This window comes from Mesorhizobium sp. B2-3-7 (genome assembly GCF_006442695.1).
GTDB lineage: Bacteria > Pseudomonadota > Alphaproteobacteria > Rhizobiales > Rhizobiaceae > Mesorhizobium.
Window position 1 is genome coordinate 690,952 of sequence record NZ_VFVV01000001.1, and the last position, 24,147, is coordinate 715,098.

The 24,147-nt window shown below is 64.2% G+C and carries 28 protein-coding genes; 15 read left to right on the plus strand and 13 right to left on the minus strand.

Annotation, left to right across the window (positions count from 1 at the left end; translation table 11 throughout):
• Window positions 1-44 precede the first annotated feature (44 nt).
• The gene (locus FJ940_RS03480) at window positions 45-890 is read right to left on the minus strand and encodes an LOG family protein (protein ID WP_140491453.1); all 846 of its coding nucleotides are present in this window, start codon (window positions 888-890) and stop codon (window positions 45-47) included.
• A gap of 146 nt (window positions 891-1,036) precedes the next feature.
• Here FJ940_RS03480 and dapD point away from each other — a divergent pair, with 146 nt between their 5' ends.
• The 3 genes from dapD to FJ940_RS03495 all read left to right on the plus strand — a co-directional run bounded on the left by dapD (window position 1,037) and on the right by FJ940_RS03495 (window position 2,648).
• Entirely contained in the window at window positions 1,037-1,891 is an 855-nt protein-coding gene (gene dapD, locus FJ940_RS03485; protein WP_140491451.1) for a 2,3,4,5-tetrahydropyridine-2,6-dicarboxylate N-succinyltransferase, read from the plus strand.
• A gap of 72 nt (window positions 1,892-1,963) precedes the next feature.
• Window positions 1,964-2,278, plus strand: a complete 315-nt coding sequence (locus FJ940_RS03490) for a DUF805 domain-containing protein (RefSeq protein WP_140655284.1) — start codon at window positions 1,964-1,966, stop codon at window positions 2,276-2,278.
• Window positions 2,271-2,648, plus strand: a complete 378-nt coding sequence (locus FJ940_RS03495; protein WP_224646216.1) for a DUF805 domain-containing protein — start codon at window positions 2,271-2,273, stop codon at window positions 2,646-2,648. The genes FJ940_RS03490 and FJ940_RS03495 overlap by 8 nt, the downstream gene beginning before the upstream one ends.
• Window positions 2,649-2,721: 73 nt before the next feature.
• Here FJ940_RS03495 and FJ940_RS03500 read toward each other — a convergent pair whose 3' ends face one another.
• Window positions 2,722-3,759, minus strand: a complete 1,038-nt coding sequence (locus tag FJ940_RS03500) for a 2-dehydropantoate 2-reductase (RefSeq protein ID WP_140655286.1) — start codon at window positions 3,757-3,759, stop codon at window positions 2,722-2,724.
• Between the two features lie 129 nt (window positions 3,760-3,888).
• Between FJ940_RS03500 and dapE the strand changes: the two genes are divergently transcribed.
• Window positions 3,889-5,082 carry a succinyl-diaminopimelate desuccinylase gene (gene dapE / locus FJ940_RS03505; RefSeq protein ID WP_140559065.1) on the plus strand — a complete coding sequence of 398 codons (1,194 nt, stop codon included), beginning with the start codon at window positions 3,889-3,891 and terminating at the stop codon, window positions 5,080-5,082.
• Between the two features lie 5 nt (window positions 5,083-5,087).
• Window positions 5,088-5,717, plus strand: a complete 630-nt coding sequence (locus FJ940_RS03510) for a transporter (protein ID WP_140514320.1) — start codon at window positions 5,088-5,090, stop codon at window positions 5,715-5,717.
• Here the strand turns inward: FJ940_RS03510 and truA are convergent.
• The 4 genes from truA to def are packed head-to-tail and all read right to left on the minus strand — an operon-like array spanning window position 5,705 to window position 8,453.
• Complete coding sequence (gene truA / locus FJ940_RS03515; protein ID WP_140514322.1) at window positions 5,705-6,454, minus strand: tRNA pseudouridine(38-40) synthase TruA; 750 nt, start codon at window positions 6,452-6,454, stop codon at window positions 5,705-5,707. The two genes, FJ940_RS03510 and truA, sit on opposite strands and share 13 nt — an antisense overlap.
• Window positions 6,455-6,477: 23 nt before the next feature.
• Window positions 6,478-6,984 carry an N-acetyltransferase gene (locus FJ940_RS03520; RefSeq protein ID WP_140655289.1) on the minus strand — a complete coding sequence of 169 codons (507 nt, stop codon included), beginning with the start codon at window positions 6,982-6,984 and terminating at the stop codon, window positions 6,478-6,480.
• Window positions 6,981-7,916, minus strand: a complete 936-nt coding sequence (gene fmt, locus FJ940_RS03525) for a methionyl-tRNA formyltransferase (RefSeq protein WP_140655292.1) — start codon at window positions 7,914-7,916, stop codon at window positions 6,981-6,983. The genes FJ940_RS03520 and fmt overlap by 4 nt, the downstream gene beginning before the upstream one ends.
• A 6-nt stretch (window positions 7,917-7,922) precedes the next feature.
• Complete coding sequence (gene def, locus FJ940_RS03530) at window positions 7,923-8,453, minus strand: peptide deformylase (protein WP_140655295.1); 531 nt, start codon at window positions 8,451-8,453, stop codon at window positions 7,923-7,925.
• A 103-nt stretch (window positions 8,454-8,556) separates the two neighbouring features.
• Here def and FJ940_RS03535 point away from each other — a divergent pair, with 103 nt between their 5' ends.
• Window positions 8,557-9,843 (plus strand): DNA recombination protein RmuC, encoded by a 1,287-nt coding sequence (locus FJ940_RS03535; protein ID WP_140491433.1) that lies wholly within the window; start codon window positions 8,557-8,559, stop codon window positions 9,841-9,843.
• A gap of 19 nt (window positions 9,844-9,862) precedes the next feature.
• Here FJ940_RS03535 and FJ940_RS03540 read toward each other — a convergent pair whose 3' ends face one another.
• Both FJ940_RS03540 and FJ940_RS03545 read right to left on the minus strand, forming a co-directional pair.
• Window positions 9,863-10,267 (minus strand): GFA family protein, encoded by a 405-nt coding sequence (locus FJ940_RS03540; protein WP_140563645.1) that lies wholly within the window; start codon window positions 10,265-10,267, stop codon window positions 9,863-9,865.
• A 125-nt stretch (window positions 10,268-10,392) separates the two neighbouring features.
• On the minus strand, window positions 10,393-11,346 hold the full coding sequence (locus FJ940_RS03545; RefSeq protein ID WP_140514327.1) for a cation diffusion facilitator family transporter: 954 nt from the start codon (window positions 11,344-11,346) through the stop codon (window positions 10,393-10,395).
• A 274-nt stretch (window positions 11,347-11,620) separates the two neighbouring features.
• Here FJ940_RS03545 and FJ940_RS28950 point away from each other — a divergent pair, with 274 nt between their 5' ends.
• Both FJ940_RS28950 and sugE read left to right on the plus strand, forming a co-directional pair.
• Window positions 11,621-11,746 (plus strand): hypothetical protein, encoded by a 126-nt coding sequence (locus FJ940_RS28950; protein ID WP_140491427.1) that lies wholly within the window; start codon window positions 11,621-11,623, stop codon window positions 11,744-11,746.
• A gap of 233 nt (window positions 11,747-11,979) precedes the next feature.
• Complete coding sequence (sugE, locus tag FJ940_RS03555) at window positions 11,980-12,294, plus strand: quaternary ammonium compound efflux SMR transporter SugE (RefSeq protein ID WP_140491423.1); 315 nt, start codon at window positions 11,980-11,982, stop codon at window positions 12,292-12,294.
• Window positions 12,295-12,476: 182 nt separating this feature from the next.
• Here sugE and FJ940_RS03560 read toward each other — a convergent pair whose 3' ends face one another.
• Window positions 12,477-12,905 (minus strand): DUF6481 family protein, encoded by a 429-nt coding sequence (locus FJ940_RS03560; RefSeq protein WP_140491421.1) that lies wholly within the window; start codon window positions 12,903-12,905, stop codon window positions 12,477-12,479.
• A gap of 220 nt (window positions 12,906-13,125) precedes the next feature.
• Between FJ940_RS03560 and FJ940_RS03565 the strand changes: the two genes are divergently transcribed.
• The 4 genes from FJ940_RS03565 to FJ940_RS03580 all read left to right on the plus strand — a co-directional run bounded on the left by FJ940_RS03565 (window position 13,126) and on the right by FJ940_RS03580 (window position 16,849).
• Window positions 13,126-14,184 carry an LLM class flavin-dependent oxidoreductase gene (locus tag FJ940_RS03565; RefSeq protein WP_140655297.1) on the plus strand — a complete coding sequence of 353 codons (1,059 nt, stop codon included), beginning with the start codon at window positions 13,126-13,128 and terminating at the stop codon, window positions 14,182-14,184.
• A gap of 151 nt (window positions 14,185-14,335) precedes the next feature.
• The gene (locus tag FJ940_RS03570; protein ID WP_140491417.1) at window positions 14,336-15,502 is read left to right on the plus strand and encodes an AI-2E family transporter; all 1,167 of its coding nucleotides are present in this window, start codon (window positions 14,336-14,338) and stop codon (window positions 15,500-15,502) included.
• A 73-nt stretch (window positions 15,503-15,575) separates the two neighbouring features.
• Window positions 15,576-15,824 (plus strand): hypothetical protein, encoded by a 249-nt coding sequence (locus FJ940_RS03575; RefSeq protein WP_140655300.1) that lies wholly within the window; start codon window positions 15,576-15,578, stop codon window positions 15,822-15,824.
• 23 nt (window positions 15,825-15,847) lie between these two features.
• Entirely contained in the window at window positions 15,848-16,849 is a 1,002-nt protein-coding gene (locus FJ940_RS03580) for an LLM class flavin-dependent oxidoreductase (protein ID WP_140524214.1), read from the plus strand.
• 48 nt (window positions 16,850-16,897) lie between these two features.
• Here FJ940_RS03580 and FJ940_RS03585 read toward each other — a convergent pair whose 3' ends face one another.
• Complete coding sequence (locus FJ940_RS03585) at window positions 16,898-17,917, minus strand: LacI family DNA-binding transcriptional regulator (protein ID WP_140491411.1); 1,020 nt, start codon at window positions 17,915-17,917, stop codon at window positions 16,898-16,900.
• A gap of 221 nt (window positions 17,918-18,138) precedes the next feature.
• On the opposite strand from FJ940_RS03585, the gene FJ940_RS03590 reads away from it, so the two are divergent.
• The 3 genes from FJ940_RS03590 to FJ940_RS03600 are packed head-to-tail and all read left to right on the plus strand — an operon-like array spanning window position 18,139 to window position 21,994.
• Complete coding sequence (locus FJ940_RS03590) at window positions 18,139-19,722, plus strand: sugar ABC transporter ATP-binding protein (RefSeq protein WP_140655302.1); 1,584 nt, start codon at window positions 18,139-18,141, stop codon at window positions 19,720-19,722.
• Window positions 19,719-21,029 carry an ABC transporter permease gene (locus tag FJ940_RS03595; protein ID WP_140554626.1) on the plus strand — a complete coding sequence of 437 codons (1,311 nt, stop codon included), beginning with the start codon at window positions 19,719-19,721 and terminating at the stop codon, window positions 21,027-21,029. The genes FJ940_RS03590 and FJ940_RS03595 overlap by 4 nt, the downstream gene beginning before the upstream one ends.
• Complete coding sequence (locus FJ940_RS03600) at window positions 21,026-21,994, plus strand: substrate-binding domain-containing protein (RefSeq protein WP_140491405.1); 969 nt, start codon at window positions 21,026-21,028, stop codon at window positions 21,992-21,994. The genes FJ940_RS03595 and FJ940_RS03600 overlap by 4 nt, the downstream gene beginning before the upstream one ends.
• Window positions 21,995-22,230: 236 nt before the next feature.
• Here the strand turns inward: FJ940_RS03600 and FJ940_RS03605 are convergent, their stop codons facing one another.
• Genes FJ940_RS03605 through FJ940_RS03615 form a run of 3 tightly spaced genes read right to left on the minus strand, consistent with a single transcriptional unit; the run spans window position 22,231 to window position 24,147 of the window.
• Window positions 22,231-22,692, minus strand: a complete 462-nt coding sequence (locus FJ940_RS03605; RefSeq protein ID WP_140493433.1) for a MarR family transcriptional regulator — start codon at window positions 22,690-22,692, stop codon at window positions 22,231-22,233.
• Entirely contained in the window at window positions 22,689-23,273 is a 585-nt protein-coding gene (locus FJ940_RS03610) for an amino acid synthesis family protein (protein WP_140655305.1), read from the minus strand. Before FJ940_RS03610 ends, FJ940_RS03605 begins: the two co-directional genes overlap by 4 nt.
• Window positions 23,266-24,147 carry a UPF0280 family protein gene (locus FJ940_RS03615; RefSeq protein ID WP_140655402.1) on the minus strand — a complete coding sequence of 294 codons (882 nt, stop codon included), beginning with the start codon at window positions 24,145-24,147 and terminating at the stop codon, window positions 23,266-23,268. Before FJ940_RS03615 ends, FJ940_RS03610 begins: the two co-directional genes overlap by 8 nt.

Sequence of the window (24,147 nt, forward strand, 5' to 3'; positions counted from 1 at the left end):
CTCAGCCCTTGATTCTAGATATACTGCCTTACTGCCCTACTCCCTTACTCCCCTAACTTATAGAACCGGCTGACGATGCCCCAGGCCTCGTCGGCGGTGTCGACGAAATCGATGATGTCCTGGTCGCCGGGACTGATCGTGCCTTGCTCGGCGAGGAAGTCGAGATCGATCGCCCGTTTCCAGAAGGATTTGCCGAACAGGATCACCGGCACGCGCTCCATGCGCCCGGTCTGGATCAGCGTCAGCGTCTCGAAGAATTCGTCCATCGTGCCGAAGCCGCCGGGAAACACCGCGACGGCCTTCGCGCGCATGACGAAATGCATCTTGCGGATGGCGAAATAGTGGAAGTTGAAACAGAGTTCCGGCGTCACATAGGCATTGGGCGCCTGCTCGTGCGGCAGAACGATGTTAAGGCCGATAGAGGGCGCGCCGACATCGTCGGCGCCGCGATTGCCCGCTTCCATCACGCCGGGCCCGCCGCCGGTCACCACGACATATTCGCGGTAGTATGAACTGGCCGATTGCTGCGAGCAGAGGCGGGCGAATTTGCGCGCCTCCTCGTAATATTTGCTGTTTTCCTCGAGGTTCTTCTTCTGCGTCTCGTTTTTGGCCGCCCAGGCCTCGCCGCCGGGTTCAGGCAGCCGCGCGCCCCCGAACAGGACCACGGTCGAGCGGATACCGCGCTCGGCCAGGATCATCTCCGGCTTCAGGAGTTCGAGCTGCAGCCTGACCGCGCGCAGTTCGCGCCGCGTCATGAAGTCGGGATCGTTCCACGCCAGGCGGTAGGTCTCGGCGCGCGTCTGCGGCGTGTCCGGCACGCTCCTGGCCCGCTCCAGATCCTCGTCCGAATGCGGCAGCGGCGTCCAGCCCGCCTTTTCCATGGGTGTCATGATGTCAGGTCCGTCCATTTCATTCACTTGCGCCGTCCCATGGCGCAGTCGCGATTGACCCCTACTCTGCCTTCACATAGGGTCCGCGCGATTTTCAAAACAGGTTAAGGCTCAGCCCCTTAACAGCCTGGTAATGGAGCGAATTCATGTCGAAGCCGGATCTGGCGAGCCTCGAAAAGACCATCGACAAGGCCTTCGAGGAACGTGACGCGATTTCGACGGCGACCAGAGGCGAGACACGCGACGCCATCCAGTCGGCGCTCGATCTGCTCGACCGCGGCACCGCCCGCGTTGCCGAGCGCCAGGCCGATGGCCAGTGGCATGTCAACCAATGGCTGAAGAAAGCCGTCCTTTTGTCCTTCCGGCTGAACCCGATGGAGATCATCAAGGGCGGTCCCGGCCAGGCCGTGTGGTGGGACAAGGTGCCGTCGAAGTTCGACGGCTGGAGCGCCGTCGATTTCGAGAAGGCCGGTTTCCGCGCCGTGCCGTCGTCGATCGTGCGCCGCTCGGCCTATGTCGCGCCGGGCGCCGTGCTGATGCCGTCCTTCGTCAATGTCGGCGCCTATGTCGATTCGGGCACCATGGTCGATACCTGGGCTTCGGTGGGCTCCTGCGCCCAGATCGGCAAGAATGTGCACCTGTCGGGCGGCGTCGGCATCGGCGGCGTGCTGGAGCCGATGCAGGCCGGTCCCACCATCATCGAGGACAATTGCTTCATCGGCGCGCGCTCGGAAGTGGTCGAAGGCTGCATCGTGCGCGAGGGCTCGGTGCTCGGCATGGGCGTCTTCATTGGCCAGTCGACCAAGATCGTCGACCGCGCCACCGGCGAGATTTTCTACGGCGAAGTGCCGCCGAATTCCGTCGTCGTAGCCGGTTCGCTGCCGGGCAAGCCGTTTCCGAACAATGAGCCGGGTCCAAGCCTCTATTGCGCGGTCATCGTCAAGCGGGTCGATGCCAGGACCCGGTCCAAAACGTCGATCAACGAATTGCTGCGCGATTGATCTTTTTGGAAAGCGGGCGCACCTTCCGCCGGCGCGACGATCGGTCGCGCCGGTTCAACATGGAGGGGTGACATGGACTGGAAGTATCTGCTGACGAGCTTCGACAGCCGCATCAATCGCGCCAAGTTCTGGGCCGGCATCGGTATATTCATCGTCATCGGTATTGTTGTCTTCATTCTCGATGCGATTCTCGGCACGCGCTTCACGACCGCAGGCGGCGGCAGGATCGGCATGCTCGTCGCGCTGGCGTCGATCTATTTCGCGATTGCTCTCTATGCAAAACGCTGGCACGACCGCGACAAGTCGGGCTGGTGGACGCTGATCGGTCTCGGCGTTCTCGAAGGCGCCCAGGGTGTCAATCAATATGGACGGGACCCGCTTGCCTGACAGATCCAACCTTACTTGGCTTTTCTTCAAGACATCGGGCCGCGTCAGCCGCGCGGCCTATTTTCTTGGTGGGCTGCTCGTGGCCATCATCCAGGCCTTCCCGCTCTATCGTTTCACGCTGGTGCCGGAAGGCTCGCCCGAGAGCAACATGTGGTCGTTCGTCTTCTTCATCGCCTTCATCGCCTCGCTGTGGTCGAACATCGCACTGGCGGTGAAGCGGCTGCACGACCTCGACAAGCCCGGCATCGCGGCGTTGATCCTGTTCGTGCCGGTCGTCTCGATCGTCGCCTTCGTCGTGCTTTGCCTGTTTCCGGGCAAGCCCGGACCCAACCGCTATGGCAAGCGCACCAATGCACCGGCCGAACCCTGAGCGCCCATCATCGCGATACGCTACTGACGGTATGCATGAAAATGAAGGCCTGATCCGCGTCGCCTGAATTCATTCAGACGCGACGCGCTTCAGGCGCGGCGACCTGATCCGCGCCGAAACCGGGCGATCCGCGGCCGGCCGCTTCCGCTTCACGCACCAGGGCGATGATCCGCCGGACCGTCGGCGCCGGCGTGCCCGCTTCTTGCGCCAGGCGAAGAACGGCGCCTTGCAAATCGCCGATCTCCGTCGGCCGGCCGCGCTGCAGATCGTCCCACATGGAGGAACGCGCCTCCGGGTCGATGGCCAGCATCCGCCGCGCCAGCAGCCTGAATAGCCAATCGGGGAGGCGGAGCACTATCGGCAACAGCGCCGGCCGCAAGCCGGCGATCCGCGCCGGCTCGATGCCCGACGCCTTCATGGCCTGGAGCGCCTCGTCGATCTGTCTTGCCAGGATCAGCCGCCAGCGCCGGTCGGCAAGCTCGCTCGCCAGCGGCAGGCCCGAAAGCGCCACCAGCGCATTGTTCAAATTCATCAAAAGCTTGCCCCACAGCACGGCTTTCATGTCGGCATGGACTTCAACCCGGAACCCTTCGACGCCGAGAAGGCTGATCAGACCGGCATCGCTGTCCTCGATCATGACCTTGCCGTCGCTGGCGCGGTGGACACGAAGCGGCAATTCGCCGTCGGCCGATTGCACGACATTGAACGGCACCATGCCCGCCAGCACTGTTCGCCCGTCGACACCGGCGCGCAGCCTGTCGGCATTGTCGATGCCGTTCTGCAGGCTCACCACCACGGCGTCCGGCGGGGCATGTGCGGCGATGAGCGCAGCCATTTCCCGCGTCGCGCCGCTCTTGACGGTGACCAGGATCACGTCCGCCTGCGGCAAGGCGGCGGCTGGATCTGTGGTGACGGCAAGCGCTTGCCGCTCGAGGCCCCGGTCGCGGCCCTCAAGGTCGCTGACCCGCAATCCGCCTTGCCGCAGAGCCGCCTCGATGCGCGGCCGGGCAAGCAGAATCACCTGGCGCCCGGCGAGCGCCAGGCAGCCGCCGGCATAGCAGCCGATGCTGCCGGCGCCGGCAATGACGATTCTCTTGTCCCCGTTTGCCATCCAGTCGCTCCGCACCGGGCCCACGACTATACGACATGAAAACCATAATGTCGGCGGTATCGCCGGTCATAGGACTGGCCCCTACGTCTGGCCGTGACAGGCCTTCAGCTTTCGACTATCGCTTTTGCCATGACGCTGCCGACCGATCCCGCCGCAAACCTCGCCGCCCTCATCCGTTGCGCCTCCGTGACGCCGGCCGAAGGCGGTGCGCTGACCGCGTTGCAGACGATGCTGGAACCGCTCGGCTTCCTCGTCGATCGCCCGATTTTTTCGGAAGACGGCACGCCCGATATCGAAAACCTTTATGCCAGGCGCTCAGGCAATGGCCCGCATCTGATGTTCGCCGGACACACCGACGTGGTGCCGGTCGGCGACGAAGCCGCCTGGACGCATCCGCCCTTCGGCGCCGAGATCGCCAATGGCGAGATGTATGGCCGGGGTGCGGTCGACATGAAGGGCGGCATCGCCTGTTTCATCGCCGCGATAGCGCGCCATGTCGAGACGAATGGCGGCCCGAAGGGCTCGGTCTCGCTGCTGATCACCGGCGACGAGGAAGGCCCGGCCATCAACGGTACCACGAAGCTGCTCGAATGGGCGGCTTCCAGGGGCGAGAAATGGGATGCATCGATCGTCGGCGAGCCGACCAACCCGGCTGCGCTCGGCGACATGATAAAAATCGGCCGGCGCGGCTCGCTGTCGGGCGACGTCATCGTCAATGGCCGCCAGGGCCATGTCGCTTATCCCTTGCTTGCCGACAATCCGGTACGCGGGCTGATGAGCCTGGTCGATGCTTTGCTGCATCCCGTCTTCGATGAGGGCACGAAGGATTTCCAGCCGACTAATCTGGAGGTGACATCCATCGACGTAGGCAACCCGGCCACCAACGTCATTCCAGCCAAGGCAACCGCCACCTTCAACATCCGCTTCAATGACAGCTGGACCGCCGAGACCATACAGGCCGAAATCCACAACCGTCTCGACCAGGCGGCGGGCCGCAGGAAATATCGGCCCGGCAAGGAGATGCCGGTCGACTACGAACTCGTCTGGCGCGACCGGCCGAGCCATGTCTTCCTGACCCGCGACGACAGGCTGATCGAGACGTTGAGCGGCTCGGTCAAGGCGGTGGTAGGCAGAGAACCGGCGCTATCCACCTCCGGCGGCACCTCGGATGCGCGCTTCATCAAGGACTATTGCCCGGTGGTCGAATTCGGCCTGGTCGGCAAGACCATGCACATGGTCGACGAGCGCGTTGCCCTTGCCGATCTCGAGACGCTGACGCAAATCTATCAGCGCTTCATCGAAGACTGGTTCGGACAGGACTGAGCAGCATGCTTTCGGCGGACGAGACCCAAGTTTCGCTGACCGGCGCCTGGCGACTGATGCTCGGCAGGGCCGATGGCCTGCGTCTGCTCGACCTGTCTGCCGATGGTTTCTGGAATTCCTTTTTCGCCATCGTCGTCGCGGCGCCGGCATTGATCGTCGGCTGGGTCGGCATCGCCAACGAGATCGGCGATCCCGATGCCTTCGCGGGCCGCTTCAGCATGCTGTTGCGGCTGGCGACAGTCGATATCGGTTCCTGGGTGCTGCCTCTGGTCGCACTCGCTCTGGTCGCGCCGCGCGCCGGCATCGGCGGCCGCTTCGTGCACTATGTCGTGGCCTCGAACTGGGCTTCGGCCATCACGGCCTGGCTGATGCTGCCGTCCGCGCTGATCAGGCTTTTCCTGACCTCGGCGAGCCAGATCTCCAGCCTTGTGTCGCTGCTGTTGTTCGCGCTGTCGATGGTGCTGACCTGGCGCATGACCAACGCGACCATCGGCAGGGGTGCCGCAATCGGGACCGCTGTCTTCGTTGGCATGTTCATCGCTTCGCTGATCGTGCTGTTCGGGCTGCAGGCACTGCTTGGCATCACGGTTCCGGACACCGGAGCTCAGAGCCTTTCGGGACTCTATCCGGGATAATCGACGCCGACTAGAAAAAGCCCGTCGGGCGGCGCCACCTGGCCGCAGGCGGCGCGGTCGTGCGCCTCGAGCGCCGCCTTGAGATCGCCCGCCGTCCATGCGCCTTCGCCGACGCGCTTGAGCGAGCCGACCATCGAGCGCACCTGGTTGTGCAGGAAGGAACGCGCCGAGGCTCTGACTTCGATCATGTCGCCCGAACGGCTGACGTCAAGACGGTCGAGCGTGCGCACCGGGCTCTCGGCTTGGCATTGCGTGGAACGGAAGGTGGTGAAATCGTGCCGTCCAAGCAGCACTTTGGCTGCTTCGTGCATGGCAGCGGCGTCAAGCTGCTTCGGCACCCACCATACCTTGCCCTTTTCCAGCGCCGAGGGCGCGCGCCGGTTGAGGATGCGGTAGAGGTAGTGACGGCCGATAGCCGAGAAGCGGGCATCGAAGCCGTCGACGACGGTCGTGGCTTTCAAGATCGCGATGCGATTGCCCGCGCCCTGCAGATGCGCGTTGACCGCATCGCGCACCTTGTCGTCCGGCCAGGCCTTGGCCAGGTCGACATGCGCCACCTGGGCCGTCGCATGCACGCCCGCATCGGTACGGCCGGCAGCGCGCAAGCGGACCTGCTGGCCGCAGAATTTTTCGATCGCCTGCTCGATCGCCTGCTGCACCGAAGGCTGGTCCGCCTGGTGCTGCCAGCCGGCAAACAGGCTGCCGTCATATTCGATGTCGAGGCGAAAACGCGGCATGTCGGGCGGCTATACGCACTCGCCTAGGCGGCGAGTGCGGTGAAGGCCGAGGCGTAGACCAGCCGGCCGGTTTCGGGAGCGTCGGCCCAGGCCAGCGCCTGCAGCGCCTCGCCCTGGTATTCGCTCTCGAATCCTTCGGCGCGCGCGTGGCTGTAGCCGAAACGGCCGTAGTAGGTGGGGTCGCCCAGCACCACGGCCAGCATCTCGCCGGCGTCGCGCAGGCGGATGTGAGCCTCGCGGATCAGCGCGCCACCAATGCCGGTGCCGTGAAAGGAGGGCTCCACCGCCAGCGGCGCCAGTGCCACCGCCGGGCAATCCTTGCCGCCGGTGCGGACGAAAAGCCGCGAAAACAGGATGTGGCCAACCACCTGCCCGTCTTCTTCCGCCACCAGTTCGACAACGGCGTCGCCGCCGGAAACCAGCGCGTCAACCAGCCCGGCTTCCGCCTGCTGGCCGAAAGCGTGTTCCTCGACGAGGCGGATGGCCTCGCGATCCCGCGGCGTCGCCGCGCGTATCGACATCATGCTCATGACAGTTTCATTCCTTTTTCGATCTTGGTCCCGCGCAGGAATTCTTGCGCGGCGGCGGGCCTTCCGCCCGCCCGTTGAACTTCGACCAGCCGGATCGCGCCCGCTCCGCAGGCGACCGTCAGGCGGTCGTCGAGAATTCCTCCCGGTTCGCCCACACCTTGCGCAAGCGTCGAGCGAAGCAGTTTCAGCCGTTCCACCCGGCCACCAATTTCAACCTCGCACCAGGCGCCGGGGAAGGGCGACAGGCCGCGAACGTTATTGTGGACTTCGGCCGCGGGTCGCGTCCAATCCACGTGCGTCTCGGATTTACCGATCTTTTTGGCATAGGTCACCCCCTCAACCGCTTGGGCGGTGAACGCCAGGCCATTCCTTTCCAGCCGCGCCAGCGCTTCCACGATCAGTGCGGCGCTGACGCTCATCAATCGATCATGCAGATCGCCGGCGGTCATATCGGGTTCGATGACGCATTTTTCAACCAGCCCCACCGGGCCGGTGTCGAGGCCTTCTTCCATGCGCATGACCATCATGCCGGTTTCGCTGTCTCCCGCCATGATCGCCCGCTGGATGGGCGCCGCACCGCGCCACCGCGGCAACAGCGAGGCATGGCCGTTGATGCAGCCCAGTTGCGGCGCCTCAAGCACCGCCCTGGGCAAAAGCAGGCCATAAGCCACGACCACGCCGATATCGGCTTGCAGCGCGCGAAAAGCTGCCTGTTCGGCCTCGTCCTTGAGCGACGTCGGCGTGCGCGTCTCGATGCCCAGCCGTTCCGCCTCGCGCTGTACCGGCGACAGTGTCAGCTCAAGGCCGCGCCGGCCGGCGGCTCGCGGCGGCTGCGTGTAGACGGCCGCGACCTCATGTCCGGCATCGGCAATCGCGCGCAATGTCGGCACCGAAAACTCCGGCGTCCCCATGAAAATGACGCGAAGGGGCATTGTCCCCTATCCCACCAGCTTGCCCGGAGCCTTGTCCTTGGCCAGCTTCTTGAACTTCTTCACCACCATGTCGCGCTTCAGCTTCGAAATGTGGTCGATGAACAGCACGCCGTTGAGATGGTCGATCTCATGCTGCAGGCAGGTTGCCATCAGCCCCTCGGCCTCCATCTCCTGCAGCTTGCCGTCGCGGTCGAGATACTTGACCCGCACGGAAGCCGGGCGTTCGACCTCGGCATAATAGTCGGGAATCGACAGGCAGCCTTCCTCGTAGACGGAGCGCTTGTCGGCGCTTTCCAGGATTTCGGGATTGATGAAGACATGCGGCGCCGGCGTCTCGTCCTCCTTGGCGAGGTCGATCACCAGCATGCGCAGCGGCTCGCCGATCTGGATCGCGGCCAGCCCGATGCCGGGCGCGTCATACATGGTCGCCAGCATGTCGTCGGCCAGTTTGCGCAAGGGCGCGTCGACGCGCTCCACCGGCTTGGAAACCTGGCGCAGGATGGGGTCGGGAAGGATGATGAGCGGCTTGATCGGCATGGCGTCTCACCTAAGACCTTGAATAAAGGGCGTCAACCGGTACGCCGGGGGATCGTTCACGTTTTGATCTGTGCTGGCCGGCCGAATCGTCTATGCTGTGTGCATGAACGACCTGACATCCATCCTTTCGGAACCTGTCGCCCGGCTTGGCGCGACCACGATCACGCTCGGCCATGCGCTGGCGTTCGGGGCCTTTGTGTTTCTTGGCCTGTTCGTGGCGCTTGTCGTCGCGCTGTGGCGCTCGGCCAAGGCGCGCGCCGTGGCCGCTGCCGAAGCCGCCGACCATGCCCGCGACGCCGAGGCGCGGATGGCCGGCATATTGCAAAGCCAAGCCGAGATGCAGGGCCGCATGGGCGCCATCGCGGAAGTCTTCGGCGCGCGGCAGGCGGAACTGACGCAATCGATCGGCCAGCGCCTCGATGCCATGACCGGCCGCCTCGGCCAGACCATGACCGAGCAAACCAAATCCACTCATGAGAGCCTGGCCAAATTGCAGGAGCGGCTGGCCGTCATCGACACCGCGCAAGGCAACATCCAGTCGCTCGCCGGCCAGGTCGTGCAATTGCAGGCGATCCTCTCCAACAAGCAGACGCGCGGCGCCTTCGGCCAGTCGCGCATGGAAGCGATCGTCGCCGACGGTCTGCCGCACGGCGCCTACGAGTTCCAGGCGACCTTGTCCAACGGCAGCCGTCCCGATTGCCTGGTGAAGATGCCCAACGGCGCGCCGGCGCTTGCCGTCGACGCCAAGTTTCCGCTGGAAGCCTGGAACGCCATCCGCGCCGCCGAAGGCGCCGAACAGCAGAAGGTCGCGTCGCAGGCCTTCCGCCGCGACATCGAGGTGCATGTCCGCGATATCGCGGATAAATATCTGATCCAGGGCGAGACGCAGGATACCGCCTTCATGTTCGTGCCGTCGGAATCGGTGTTTGCCGAGATCCACGAAAATTTCGAGGCGGTGGTGCAGAAGGCGCACCGCGCCCGCGTCGTCATCGTCTCGCCGTCGCTCCTGATGCTGTCGATCCAGGTCATCCAGGCGATCCTGAAGGATGCCCGTATGCGCGAGCAGGCACACCTGATCCAGGGCGAGGTGATCCGGCTGATGGAGGATGTTTCGCGCGTCGACGAGCGGGTGCGCAAATTGCAGGGCCATTTTGCCCAGTCGGCCAAGGATATAGACGACATCCTCGTCTCGACGTCGAAGGTGACCAAACGCGGCCAGAAGATCGAAGCTCTGGAGTTTGGGGCGCAGCCCGGAGGCGATGCCGACCCTGACATGGCGTCACCAGCCCCTGCGAAGCCGGAACCCGGCCCGCGCGTTGTCGATTCCCCACGCGTTGCCGATTCAAAGACCGGCCAGCTCAGGCTGAGGGTCGTCGAAGGCGACGAATGAGGCGCCGCACCGGACGGCGCTACTGCTCCTCCACTGTGGCCATGCCGTGAAATTCAGGTAGCCAGTGAAGCGCCGAGCGGTGCCATTTTTGCAGTGTCGGAATCAAATCCTGGCGTTGCCGCGCGGTTCCCACTCGAATGCCGTAGACCTTTGGGCCATCTCCGACCGACGTGGCGTAAAGGTGCGAGCCGCAGTCGGCGCAAAAGGCCTGGACGCGCTTGGCGCCGCTTGCCACGGTCTTGATGTAGACCTTCGGTGTACCCTTTGTGATCCGGTAGTGATCTTCAGACGCCGGAACGGTGACGCGAAAGGCCGTACCGGTCAACTGTTGGCAATCGGTACAATGGCAGATCGAGGTCTTTTCCGGTTCGACCTCCGCCTCATAGGTGATGGCACCACAATGACAGCCGCCGTCGATCTTCATAATCAGTCCTCCAAAACTCGATCGGCTGATTTTAGCGGCGCAGCGGCGCAAGGCAACGACGCGACGCTGATCCAGAGGCATGATCCCGAGGAATGGAACGCGGGTTTCGAGGCTATGCTCAAAGTCTATTCGGATGCTGATTCGATCAGCTTGCGTCGCTGTTCCCAGGTGCCTGACGTCTGCGGCTTGACGAACAGCCGGGTGATCTCGGGCATTTCCTTCCTTAGCTGCGCTTCGAGGCGCTCGACGCAGGCTTCGATTTCCGGCGCGGACAGATGGTCCTCGAATTCGATGCTCAGGCCGGCAACGATTTCTTCCGGCCCCAGGTGGACCGTCAGGACGCCGTTCGCCCGCTGCACCGCCGGATCCTGCTGCGCGATCGCCAGCACTTCTTTCTGCACCGCGGGCGAAGCAGGCTCGCCGATGAGCAGCCCCTTGCTCTCGCGCGCCAGGAAGGCCGCGGTCGCACCCAGGATCAGCGCAATGCCGATCGAGGCGGCGCCGTCCAGTTCCGGCATCTCGAAAATCTCCGCCGCCAATATGCCGGCAAAGGCGACGATCAGGCCGAGAAGCGCGGCACTGTCCTCGAACAGCACTGTGTAGACGCTTGGATCCTTGCTCGATTGCACGGCCTGCAGCCAGCCCTGCTGGCCCTTCTGCCGGCGGAATTCCCTCAGCGCCACCAGCCATGAGCTGCCCTCGAACAGAAACGACAGGCCGAGCACGATGTAGTTGACCCTGACATTGGCGGCCGGTTCGGGCGCAATGATGTGCGTCACGCCTTCGTAGAACGATACGCCGGCGCCGAGCGCGAAGACGAGAAGCGCCACGATGAAGCTCCAGAAGTAGAGCTCGCGGCCATGGCCGAGCGGATGCGCGCGGGTGGCCGGGCGTGCGGCGCGATGCATGCCATAAAGCAGCAGGCTACCATTGCCGGTATCGACCAGCGAATGCACGCCTTCCGAAAACATCGCCGAACTGCCGGTGAAGAAGGCTGCGACGAATTTGGTCAGCGCGATCGCGAGATTGCCGGCGAGCGCCGCGTAGATGACCGTTCGAGAGCCGCCATGCCCCGCCATTGCTTCCCTGTCGTCCTGTCCGACACGCGAAGTCTAGAGCAATTGCAGGAAAAGTGGGAGCCGATTTCCTTGAGATCATGCTGCGGGCCCGCCGAAATTTCGCGGCCATCGCGACGCACCAATACCCCGTCCGTTCAAGTCGCTGCGCGCCGGTTCGGATTCATAAGGCCGCCGAAACAGGTTGCCGGTTTTCGCGGCCATGGCCGCGAACAGCCCCTTGCCTAGAGGCATTTCTCTTGTTTCACTTCGCCTCCCGCAACTGGAGGAACGAATCATGGCAAAAGGTGCGATGAAAGCAGGCAAGGAGGCCCGCAAGCCAAAGAAGGACGCCAAGAAGCCGGCCGCTGCTCCCACGCTCAAGGCGCCGCCGGTCAAGGCAACGAGGCTCAAGGAAAAATAGTCGCGTGCCTCGGATGGAGTTCGCCGGCGGCGTTCGGAACACCGCCGGCAGTTTGTTGATCGGGCGTTAAGACACCCTATATCTGGTGCGGGGACGACCCCACATCTCCTGAAATCCGGTCGGGACGACCCGCCCACTGTCTGATAGGGCATCGGCTGCCGCGGTGCTCGGTCGATCGCGCATTGCATCGTCCTGAACGGACGTCGGTGCGATGCTTGGATGGAGCGTTCCCCATGTCATGGATTTTTCTGTTTTTCGCCGGCCTGTTCGAGATCGGCTGGGCAATCGGCCTCAAATATACCGACGGATTCACCCGCCTCGTCCCGACCGTGCTCACGGTCGCCTCGATGATCGTCAGCCTCACGCTGCTTGGACTGGCGCTGAAAGCGCTGCCCGTCGGCACCGCCTATGCGGTGTGGACCGGCATCGGCACGGTCGGCACGGCGCTGCTCGGTATCTGGCTGCTCGGCGAGCCGGCGACCGTCATCAGGCTCGCCTGCATCGCGCTCATCGTCTGCGGCATTATGGGGCTGAAATTCGCGGCGTAAAGCAATCCAGGAAGCGAAGCGGTTTTCCATCCGGAATTGCGTCGAAGCAAACAGAGCAATTTTGCGAAAGTCGCATCACGAATGGCGTCGGCAATCGCATGAATTGGCGCGCGGACAAACGCATGCAGGGCCGCTTCGCAGCGACCCTGATCCTCGAAGCAGCTTGCTCCGGCGGTCTGAGGCTAGCGGCCGGTAAAGCCTGGCGGTGTCCTGCCGGTGCGCGCCTTGCGCGCCGCATAGCGCGCGTCGCGCTTCGCCTTGCGCTCGGCCTCGTCGGCCAGCAGACGCGCGATGCGCTCGGCCTCTTCGGCTTCCCGAATCCTGGCTTCCGCCTGCGCCGCCTCTTCGGCCGCGACCCGCGCGGCTTCGGCTGCGGCCTCGCGCTCGGCCTTCTCGATTGCCTCGCGTGCCAGCCTTTCCTGCTTCAGCCTCGCCTTCTCGGCCTCGCGTATCTCACGCGCCGCAAGGATAGCCTTGCGTTCGGCCTGTCGCGCCAGCACCGCGGGATCGTCCGCCGCCGGCTTCGACTTGAAGCGCTCCAGAAGCGCCTTCTTTGCCTCGTTCGCGGCGTTGCGCCGCTCGAAAATGTCTTTTTCCCTGTAGATAGCCAAGTCCACTTCCCTGAAGTCAATTCGCGACGCTTACATACGCGCGAAAACCGGGAGTTCAAGCGCCAAAACGGTATGCCAGCCATGAAATTCCGTGCTGTTGCAGCCGGGAGACGCCTTCGCGGCCGAAACGGACACGCACTGTTCGCAGTCAGACCCTCTGGTGGTGATACGGGCTGATCGCTACCTCTAGCGCGAAAATCAAACGCCAGGATGACACCAGATGGAACTCGGTCTCTACACTTTCGCCGACGTCAGCCCGCAGCCGGGCCCCGGCGCAATCGGCCCGCACGAGCGGCTGCGCAACCTGATCGAGGAGATCGAACTGGCCGATCAGGTCGGCCTCGACGTTTTCGGCCTCGGCGAGCATCACCGGCCGGACTATGCCGCGTCCGCGCCTGTCGTGGCTCTGGCCGCGGCGGCCGAGCACACCAAACGCATAAAACTGACCAGCGCCGTCACTGTCCTGTCCTCGGACGATCCGGTCCGCGTCTTCCAGCAATTCGCCACGCTCGACCTGCTTTCCGGCGGCCGGGCCGAAATCATGGCCGGGCGCGGCTCGTTCATCGAGTCCTTTCCGCTGTTCGGCTACAATCTTGAGGATTATGACGAGCTGTTCGCCGAAAAGCTCGACCTGCTGCTCGCCATTCGCGATCAGGTGAAGATCACCTGGTCGGGCAATCTGCGCGCGCCGATCAACGATCGCGGCGTCTACCCACGCCCCTTGCAGGAAAAACTGCCGATCTGGATCGCCATCGGCGGCACGCCGCAGTCCGCCGCCCGCGCGGGCGCGCTCGGCCTGCCGCTGGCGCTCGCCATCATCGGCGGCGAGCCGGCGCGGTTCGCGCCGCTGTTTGACCTCTACCGCGAGGCCGCCAGGCGCGCGGGCGCCGATCCGAAGGGTCTTGCCACCAGCATCAACGTCCACGGCTTCATCGCCGACACGACCGAGAAGGCGGCCGACGATTTCTATGGCCCACAGGCCGAGGTGATGAACCGCATCGGCCGCGAGCGCGGCTGGGGTCCGACCTCGCGGGCGCATTTCGACCAGTCACGCGGCCCGAGCGGCGCCTTGTTCGTCGGCAATCCCGAGCAGGTGGCCGAGAAGATCGTCACCCAGCACAAGATCTTCGGCAACGACCGCTTTTTGCTGCAGATGGCGATCGGCATCATGCCGCATGCCAAGGTCATGAAGGCGATTGAACTCTACGGCACCAGGGTGGCGCCGATCGTGCGCAAGGAAACGGCTGACGCCGTCCCGGCCCCGGCGCCTGCCGCGTAGTGTTGCACTTCCGCGAAAAATTGCGCGGGAACAATAACCGCGACGGCGGGCCTCGTGGGCTCGCCGTCAACGCCGGCTCACGGAACCTTGGACCGGCAGGGGCGTTTTCTCAGCGGTTGCGCCAATTGCGGTGCGCCGCCGAGGGACCGTGATGAAAGCTGACCCCACCGCTTCGGTCGCGGGCGTTTCCGAAGCAGAAGAGGCGCGCATCGCCGCCCGCGCCGACACGCATCTGATACGCTCGCTGCTCGTCGGCATCTTCATCTTCATGGCCATCTACGCGCTCTATTTCGCCCGTGCCTTCTTCATGCCGGTCATACTGGCCTTTCTGCTGGCATTGACGCTGACGCCGATCGTCAGGCTTCTGCGCAAGCGCGGCATACCCGAGGTGATTTCGGCGACGCTTCTGGTGCTTCTGTCCCTCTGCCTCTTCGCCAGCGCCGGCTACCTGCTGAGCGGCCCGGTGATCGATCTCATCAACAACACTTCGTCGATCGGCCAGCGGCTGACCGAGCGGCTGGCGCATTTGCGACCTCCGCTCGAGAGGATGATGGAGGTTACACATCAGATCGAAGGCCTCACCGAGACGTCGCAGGAGCCGGGCATACAGAAAGTCGCGGTAGCCCAGTCTGGCTTCCTGTCGTCGGCGGCCTCGAACATTCTTTCGGCGGGAACAAGCCTGACCATCATCTTCGTGCTGTCGCTGTTCCTGCTTGCTTCAGGCACGATGTTCTATGAAAAGATCATCCAGTCCTTCGCCAGCCTCACCGAGAAGAAGCGGGCGCTGCGGGTCGTTTACGACGTGGAACGGGAAATCTCGCACTATCTGCTCACCGTCACCATCATCAATATCGGCCTCGGCACGATCATTGGCCTTGGTCTGTGGGCACTCGGCATGCCCAACCCGCTCGTCTGGGGCGCCACGGCCGCTCTGCTTAATTTCCTGCCCTATGTCGGTGCCATGATCACGCTCATCGTGGTCACGATCATCGCGCTGATCAGCTTCGACACGATCTCCTATGCGTTGTTGGCGCCTGCCTTCCTGCTTTTGTGCGACATCGTCGAAGGCCAATTCGTAACGCCGATGGTTGTCGGCCGGCGGCTCGAGATCAACGCCGTGGCGATCTTCATCGCCATTGCCTTCTGGTCATGGCTATGGGGCTTTGTCGGCGCGCTGATGGCGGTGCCGCTGCTGGTCCTCATCAAGGTGTTCTGCGATCACTTCGACGGTCTGAGCCATGTCGGCAACTTCCTGGCGGCACAACATCTCTCGGCGGTGGAAGATGAGGCCACCGAGGAAGGTAAGGCTCCGGCATAAAGCCGCGCGTCTGGTTTGCGGCGCCTGGCTCGAATGCCTATATCCGGCCGGTCCAATGGCCGGTGCCCTTCCCATGAGCGATGCTTCCTTCGACCTCGACGACTGTTTCGCTCGCATCGGCCATGCCGGCTTGCGCGATGCGCGGCTGGGCGCGTCGCCAACATTTGGCGTCGACAGATCCGGGATTGCATTTCCTGTCCATCATCGCGGCAGCCCCGCCGAGCAGAAACGCATGGCCGCGGCCAGCGGATTTGCCGATGCGCTCGGGGGCGGCTTGGCATCCTCATTCCCGACCGCACGGCCTTCGAGGCAGGGTGCTTGAGATAAACCTCGTGGAGACCTGACATGGCAGCCCTTTCCGTCCTCGACCTGTCGCCGATCGTCGAAGGCAGCGATGCCTCGCAGTCGCTGGCCAATTCGCTCGATCTTGCCCGCCATGCCGAGCGGCTGGGCTACAAGCGCTATTGGCTGGCCGAGCATCATAACATGCCGGGCATCGCAAGTGCCGCCACCTCGGTCGTCATTGCCCATGTCGCGGGCGGCACCAAGACCATTCGCGTCGGCGCCGGCGGCATCATGTTGCCCAATCACTCGCCGCTGGTCATCGCCGAGCAGTTCGGCACGCTGGCCGCCTTGTTCCCCGGCCGCATCGATCTCGGCCTCGGCAGGGCGCCCGGCACGGACATGAACACGGCGCGCGCCTTGCGCCGCAATCTCGAGGCCGGTGCCGACAATTTTCCGCAGGACGTCGTCGAGCTGATGGGCTATTTCCTGCCGGCGGAAGAGGGCCAGCGGCTGCGCGCCGTGCCGGGTGAAGGCCAGACCGTGCCGGTCTGGATCCTCGGCTCCAGCCTGTATGGCGCGCAGCTTGCCGCCATGCTCGGCCTGCCCTACGCCTTCGCTTCGCATTTCGCGCCGGCCGAGCTAGACCATGCGCTGGACATCTACCGCTCCCGCTTCCAGCCGTCGGAACAGCTCGACAAGCCCTATGTCATGCTCGGCCTCAACGTCTTTGCGGCGCCCACCGACACTGAGGCACGACTGCTGTTCACCTCGCTGCAGCAGGCTTTCGTCAATCTGCGCACCGGCCGCCCCGGAAAATTGCCGCCACCGGTCGAGAACTATGACCGCGATCTCGATCCGATGGCCAAGTCCATGCTCGGCCAAGCGCTGTCCTGCGCCGTCGTCGGCTCGCCGGAAACGGTGCGGCAAGGCATCGACGCCTTCGTTCGCCGCACCGGCGCCGACGAATTGATGGTCACCGCGCAGATATTCGATCATGCGGCTCGGGTGAGGTCCTTCGAAATCCTGGCCGACGCCCACAAATCGCTGTCGCAAGCGGCGTGAGATTTCCAGCTCGGCGCTTGCCGATAGCGATTCAACCACTGAACCGCTCTACGCACTCACACTCTGCGCCACCGCTCCCAGCGGTCGGCATGAATTGCGGATCATCAGCCGGCCCTTGAGCACCAGCTTGCGCGGCGGCGCGTCGCGATTTCCGGCAAGGCGGTCGAGCAGCAAATTGGCCGCCTGTTCGCCGATCGCCTGCACCGGCTGCGCCACCGTGGTCAGTTGCGGGACAAACACGTCCGACCACGGAAAATCGTCGAAACAGGCGATCGAAACATCTTCCGGGCAGGACAGGCCGATATCGCGGATCGCCTTCATGGTGCCGATCACCATCGGATTGTTGGCTGAGAAGATCGCGCTCGGCCTGTCGTGCAGCGACAACAGCTGCATGGCCGCGTTATAGCCGTCGATCTCGTGAAAATTGCCGGAACGTACCAGCTCCTCGGCGACCGGCAGGCCGGCTGCCTGAAGCGCTTCGCGATATCCGGCCATGCGATCATGCATCGGTGAGATATCCGACGTTCCGGTGATGTAGCCGATGCGCCGGTGCCCGAGATGTATCAGGTAGGTGATGGCGTCGAACACGGCGCGCTGGTTGTCGAGCACCACGGCATCCGTGTCGACACCATCGCAGATGCGGTCAAGCAGGACGACCGGCACGTTGGCGTCGTCGACGATGCGCTTGAGGATCGTCCCATCGCCGACCCGCGCCACGATCAGCCCGTCGACCATACGGTCGAGCAGCAGCCTGATCTGGTCGTCCTGGGTGTTGAGGTCCTCGTCCGTGCAGCACAGCATGACCGCATAGCCGGCGCGGTCGAAGGCCTGCTGGATGACTGACACGACATCGGTGAAGAACGGATTGGTGATGTGCGGGACAGTCAATCCAATGGTGCGCGTTGTGCCCATTTTCAGGCTGCGGGCGATCGCATTGCGCTTGTAGCCGATATCGCGGATCGCCTGCTCGATGCGCTGGCTGAGCTCCGGACTGACGGTCGCCGTGCCGTTGATCAGCGCCGAAACCGTGGCGACCGACACGCGCGCCGCTTCGGCCACGTGAAGCATGGTCGGCGCCGTCGATTTTCGCTGCCTTGTCTTGCTTGGCCCTGCCATTTTCGAAACGTTTCGCCGCCTCTCTATGCATCATACCTACGGAATATCGCGGTTTTTCGCAAGAATTGAAATGAGCCAATCTCACGTCACCAGATAGAAGCTTGACAGGATCGAAACGTTTAGAATAGCGTTCATGAGGGTCAGACGACGACGGAAGGGAGGCCGCCTTTGTCATGGAGCACGGAAATTCCATCGCGCGTCGGGATGTTGCGGCGGATCGTTCGGATGTCGTCCTAAGCGCTGAGCACGTATCCAAGAGCTTCGGCGGCATTGCCGCCTTGGTCGACGTCGGTTTCGAGCTGCGGCGCGGCGAAGTCCACGCCTTGATGGGCGAGAACGGCGCCGGCAAGTCGACGCTGATGAAAATCCTTTCCGGTGTCTACACCGGCTACGACGGCACGGTTCGCGTCGACGGCGTAGCCGCGAATTTTGCCGGCGTGCGCGACGCCGAGGCCGCCGGCATTGCCATCATCCACCAGGAGCTCAATCTGGTTCCCGAACTCAGCGTCGCCGACAACATCTTTCTCGGACGCGAGAAGCTGATCGCCGGGCTGATCGTCGACCGCAAGGCGAGCAGCCGCGCCGCCAGCGCCCTTCTGCAGCGGCTGGGCATCGAGCTCGACCCGGAAGCCCGTGTCGGCACCTTGCGCGTCGGCGAACAGCAACTGGTCGAGATCGCCAAGGCGCTGTCGATGTCGGCGCGCATCCTGATCATGGACGAGCCGACCTCGGCGCTTTCTCCAGCCGAATGCCAGAGGCTGTTCCGCATCATCCGCCAGCTTGCCGACAGCGGCGTCGCCATCGTCTACATCTCGCACCGCATCGACGAGGTCATGCACCTGGCGGGCAGGGTCACTGTGTTTCGCGACGGACGCCACGTGCTGACGCGGCCGATGGGCGAGCTCGACGAGAACGCCATCATTTCGGCAATGGTCGGGCGAGACCTGCTGGCCTCCTCGGAAGAGGAGCGCCGTTCCGGCGGCGAAATCGTGCTTTCCGTCGAGAACCTGTCGCTGACGAAACCCGACGCCCATGGCTGGCGCACCGTGATCGACGGAGTCAGCCTCGAACTCGCCGAAGGCGAGATCCTTGGCATTGGCGGGCTGCTGGGTTCAGGGCGCACCGAAATCCTGGAGGCGATCTTCGGCTCGAGCGATGGCCGCACCGGCGGCGAGATCCGGCTCGACGGCGCGCCGGTCGAGATCCGCTCGCCGCGCGATGCCAGGCGCCTCGGCATTGCGCTGGTGACCGAGGACCGCAAGACCCAAGGCCTGCATCTCCAGGCTTCCATTACAGACAACGTCGCATTGCCGCTGGTCGGATCGCTGGCGCGTTTCGGCATCCGTTCGCTGGCCGGCGAACAGGAGCTGGCGCGCCACGCGGTCCGGGCGCTCGGCATACGCTGCGAGGACATCGACCAGCCAGCCGGCACGCTGTCGGGCGGCAACCAGCAGAAGGTCGTCATCGGCAAATGGCTGGCGACACGGCCGCGCGTGCTTCTTCTCGACGAGCCGACGCGCGGCATCGACGTCGGCGCCAAGCGCGAGATCTACGATCTCATCTTCAAGCTTGCGCGCGACGGGCTGGCCATTGCCGTCATCAGCTCCGAATTGCCGGAACTGCTGCACCTCTCCGACCGCATTCTGGTGATGGCCGATGGCCGCCAGACCGGCATCCTTTCCCGCGATGCGGCGAGCGAGGAGGCCATCATGCGTCTCGCCGCGCCGCGCCGCACGATTTCGAGACCTGCCGCATGACCGCCTTGAAACTCCTGTCCCGCACCAAGCTCTATTGGGGCCTCATCGCCATCTTCCTGATCGGCGTGCTGGGCTCGCCGGTCAGCTCCAAGGGCAACAACATCTTCCTGTCCTACGGCAATCTGCTCGACGTGCTGCGCCAGGTGTCGACCACCGGCCTGATCGCCACCGGCATGACGGCGGTGATCATCACCGGCGGCATCGATCTTTCCGTCGGTTCGCTGATGGCCATCTGTTCGGTGGTCTGCGCCATGCTGCTGACGGTTCCGGGCGTGACGCCGGGAGTGGTGCTTGGCGTGCCCACCGTCGCCGTGGTGGCGCTCTGTCTCGGCTTCATCGTCACCCGCTTCATCTTCCTCAATATCGAAAAGTCGCGCGCCGGCGCCGATGCCTCGCGCGACGCAAGGCTGGACCGCGCCCGCGGCCTGGTCACGCCGGCAATCGTCGGCGTGGTCCTGTGCTGTCTTTCCCTGTGGTACCTGCTGCCGCAGGTCGAGCCCAAATTCGGCGTCCTCGGCGTGCTGCTGGTCGCGCCATGCGTGGGCCTGCTGTTCGGTGCGCTCAACGGCTTCATCATCGTTGCCGGGCGGCTGCAGCCCTTCATCGTCACCCTGGCGATGATGGTGACGGCGTTGGGCATCGCCCGGCTGACGGCCGGCCAGAACAATGCTGTGCTGCCGGTCTATACCGGCTCGAACGCCACCGAGGATTTCGAGCTGCTGCGCTCGATGGTGTTCGGCGTCATTCCGATGCCCGGCCTGTTCTTCCTCGGCGCCATCCTGATCTATGGCGCGGTGCTGCGCTTCACGCCGTTCGGCCGCTATGTCTACGCCATCGGCGGCAATGAGGAGGCGGCCAGGCTTTCCGGCATCGCCGCCGGCCGGGTCAAGATCGTCACCTACGCCGTTTCGGGCCTGCTCGCCGGCATTGCCGCGGTGCTCTATGTCGCGCAGTACCGGCAAGGCAAGCCCGATGCCGGCGCCGGCCTGGAGCTCGACGCCATCGCCGCCGTGGTCATCGGCGGCACCAGCCTGATGGGTGGGCGCGGCAGCCTCACGGGGACATTCTGCGGCGTGCTGATCTTCGGGCTGCTGTCCAACATATTGCAGCTCCACAACATCAATTCGAACCTTCAGCTGGTGCTGAAGGGGATGATCATCATCGGCACAGTGCTCGTGCAGGAGCGCAATGCCGGTGATCTCCTAGCCTATCTGCGCCTGCCCGGAGCGGCGCACAAGGAAACGGCCGCGGCAAAACGGCCGTCGCAAGAGACCCGGTCTCTCAATCTCGGAGGAAACAAGAAATGAAACGACGTGACACGCTGAAGCTTGCCGCCCTTGGCGCGGCATTGCTGACCACCACCGCGCTGCTCTCCACCGGCCACGCCATGGCCCAGGACAAGAAGTGGAAGATCGGCTTCTCGCAGGTGACGACCATCGAGCCTTGGCGCGCGCAGTTCAACAAGGACATACTGGCCGAGGCCGCCAAGCACCCCGAGGTCGAGCTGATCATCACCGACGGCGAGGACAAGACCGAGAAGCAGGTTGCCGATGTCGAGAACCTGATCCGCCAGGAGGTCGATGCGCTCTTGGTGTCGCCGAAGGAATCGGCCGGCCTGACCGGGGTCGTGCAGCAGGCGATCGACGCCAAGATCCCGGTCTTCGTGCTCGACCGCAATGTCGACACCAAGGACTACACCCAGTTCGTCGGCGGCGACAACAAGCTGATCGGCCGCGCGGCCGGCGAATATGCCGTCGAGCTGCTCGGCGGCAAGGGCAAGGCATCGGGCAATGTCGTCGAGATCTGGGGCGGCATGGGCACCCAGCCGGCGCATGACCGCCATGACGGCTTCCATGAGTTCACCGACAAGGAGCCGGGCATCAAGTACCTGCTCGACCAGCAGTCGGGCGACTGGAAGCAGGACCAGGCCTATAATCTGATGGCCAACGCGCTGAAGAGCAACGAGAAGATCGATCTCGTCTACGGCCACAACGACCCGATGGCCTATGGCGCCTATCTTGCCGCCAAGGATGTCGGCCGCGAGAAGGACATCAAGTTCATCGGCATCGACGGCCTGCCCAACGAAGGCGTGCAGATGGTGAACAAGGGCGAGCTGACGGCGACCTTCACCTATGTCACCCCGGGCGCCGAGGGCCTTCGGCAGGCGATCAAGTTCCTCAACGGCGAGAAGGTCGAAAAGACCATCACCTTGCCGACGCAGAAGATCACCAAGGAAAACGCCGCCCAGGTGCTGAAGGACAACGGCCTCTGAGATTTCGCCGGAGATAAGCGGCGCCCTTCCTCTCCCCCGTCGATCGGGGGAGAGGTGTCGAGCGAAGCTCGACGGAGTGGGAGTCGACCCTTGGCGCGGTGCAGGAAGATTCTTGCGCCCTGGTCCCTTTTCAATGTCCGTCGGCGGCGGTGGCCAGGTGGTTCCCCCACTCCGTTGCCGCTTCGCAGCGTCGCCTATTCCCGTCCGGAGGGAGAGGAAAGGACCTCGTCGCCGGCCTACGCCAATTTCGCCAGCAGCTTCATGAAGGTGGCGATCTCCCTGGCCGTGAGCGGTGCCAAGGTTTCCTCGGTAATCTCGCGCGCCAGCGGGATCAGGCGTTCGATCGCCTCGCGCCCTTCGGCGGTCAAATTGACCAGCAGCCGGCGCTTGTCGCCCTCGTGCTTGGAGAGTTCGACAAGGCCGCGCGCCTTCAGCCGGTCGATGACGCCCTTGACCGTCGCCGCATCCATGGCGATCAGCGTGCCGAGCTGGTTCTGCGAAGTCTCCCCGACATCGCGCAGCTTGGCCAATGCCGCGAATTGCGGTGGCGTCAGGTCGCCGATATGGGCAGCGAAGATCGAGACGTGGCGCTGATGCGCCTTGCGCAGGATGAAGCCGACCTGCTCCTGCAGGTGGTAGTCCTGATCGTCCGCCTCCTCGACCTCGACCAGCTTCAGCAGATTGTCCTCGCCGCTCACCGCAGCCCGTCCCATGCCTTGATGTCGTCGGCGGCCAGGCCGCCCATGCGATTGTGCACGCGCGGACCGCAGGTCATGGCGAGGCAGAACAGGATCTCGTCGGGACGCGGTCCGTCGCTGACGCCGACTTCCATCGCATCGAAATGGCTGCGCACATAGGCGGCGTTGATGTGGCCGAGAGGCACATCCAGCCGCGAGCCGAAGGCGCCGACCTTCTTGGCCGACGGCACGATCGCCTTGGCGTCGCCGAGCCGCTCGCGCATGGCGTAGCCGCCCGGCACATGCCAAAGCGCGCCATGCTCGAGTTCGCCCGATATGCCGACGATGGCGCCTTTGCCATAGCCGTCGATCTGCTTCACGTCGCCACCCAATGCCGCTATCAGCCGGTCGGCGAGCAGCAGGCCAAGCGGCTTCAGATCGTCCATGGCGCTCTGCAACTCCTCGACATAGCGCCCGGCGAACGGGTTCTTCACCAGTGCCATGGCGGCGGCACGGCGGCGCGGCACCTTGGGCGCCGGCCCGCCCTCATGAAAGATCTCTTCGGTCAGCACCACGATCTTGCGGAGCGGAAACTCAGGCATGGGCAACTTCCTTCCCTGGACTTTTGTCGGGCGCGGCAAGCGCCATTGAGCCCTCGATGCGGGTCTGGCCGGCGAGGAACAGCGCCGATGCGGCGATCAGTCCCCTGCGGCGGAAATCTTCGGCGACGGCAAGTCCGCTGTCCAGCGCCGTGGCAATCTCTTCGGCAGAAAGCGGCCCGACCTCCTGCGTCACCAGTCTGTCGCCAAGGTCGTTGTCCGGCGCCAGATCATGCGCGGGCACACGCCGAATAGCGGGATGGTTGGCCAAGTCGACGGCATTGGCGATCAATGTCGCCGCGGCATCGGCCTCTGCGCCGGTCCTCGCCAGCACGGTGACGGCGTCGGCGATGCCGAGCGAAAACGAGCGCCCGCGCCAGCCACTGGTGGCAACGCCTTGCACGCCGTCCTCGGCGCTGATGACGATGCGGTCGGCAAGGCCATGGCCGGTGCCGGCAATGGCAAGAGTGATCGACTGGCCGGTACCGAGATGAAGCGCGCTGTCGCCGCCATTGTTGACATAGGCGCGATCGAGTTTTCGCCCGGCAATCAGCGCGGCAAGTATTTCGTCGGCTACCGAACCGGCGACGGCTGCCATCGGCGTGATGAAGTCGTCCGCCAATGGCGTAACTGCCGCTTCCATGCGCCGCGCCGTCGGGCCGGCGAAGGCGCGCGGGCGCAACGCGGCCGGCCGGCGCAACTCGGGCAATTCCTCCACCAGTTCCGGCAGGATGGTCTGGAACCGCGCCACGGCCTGCTCACAAGCTCGCCGACATTCGCCTGGCGTCCCAAAGGCCTCGACGATCAGGTCGATCGGCCCGTGGTTGAGGTGCAGCCGCTTGCCGTCCCCGAGCCAATGCGCTTGCGGGCCGTTCAT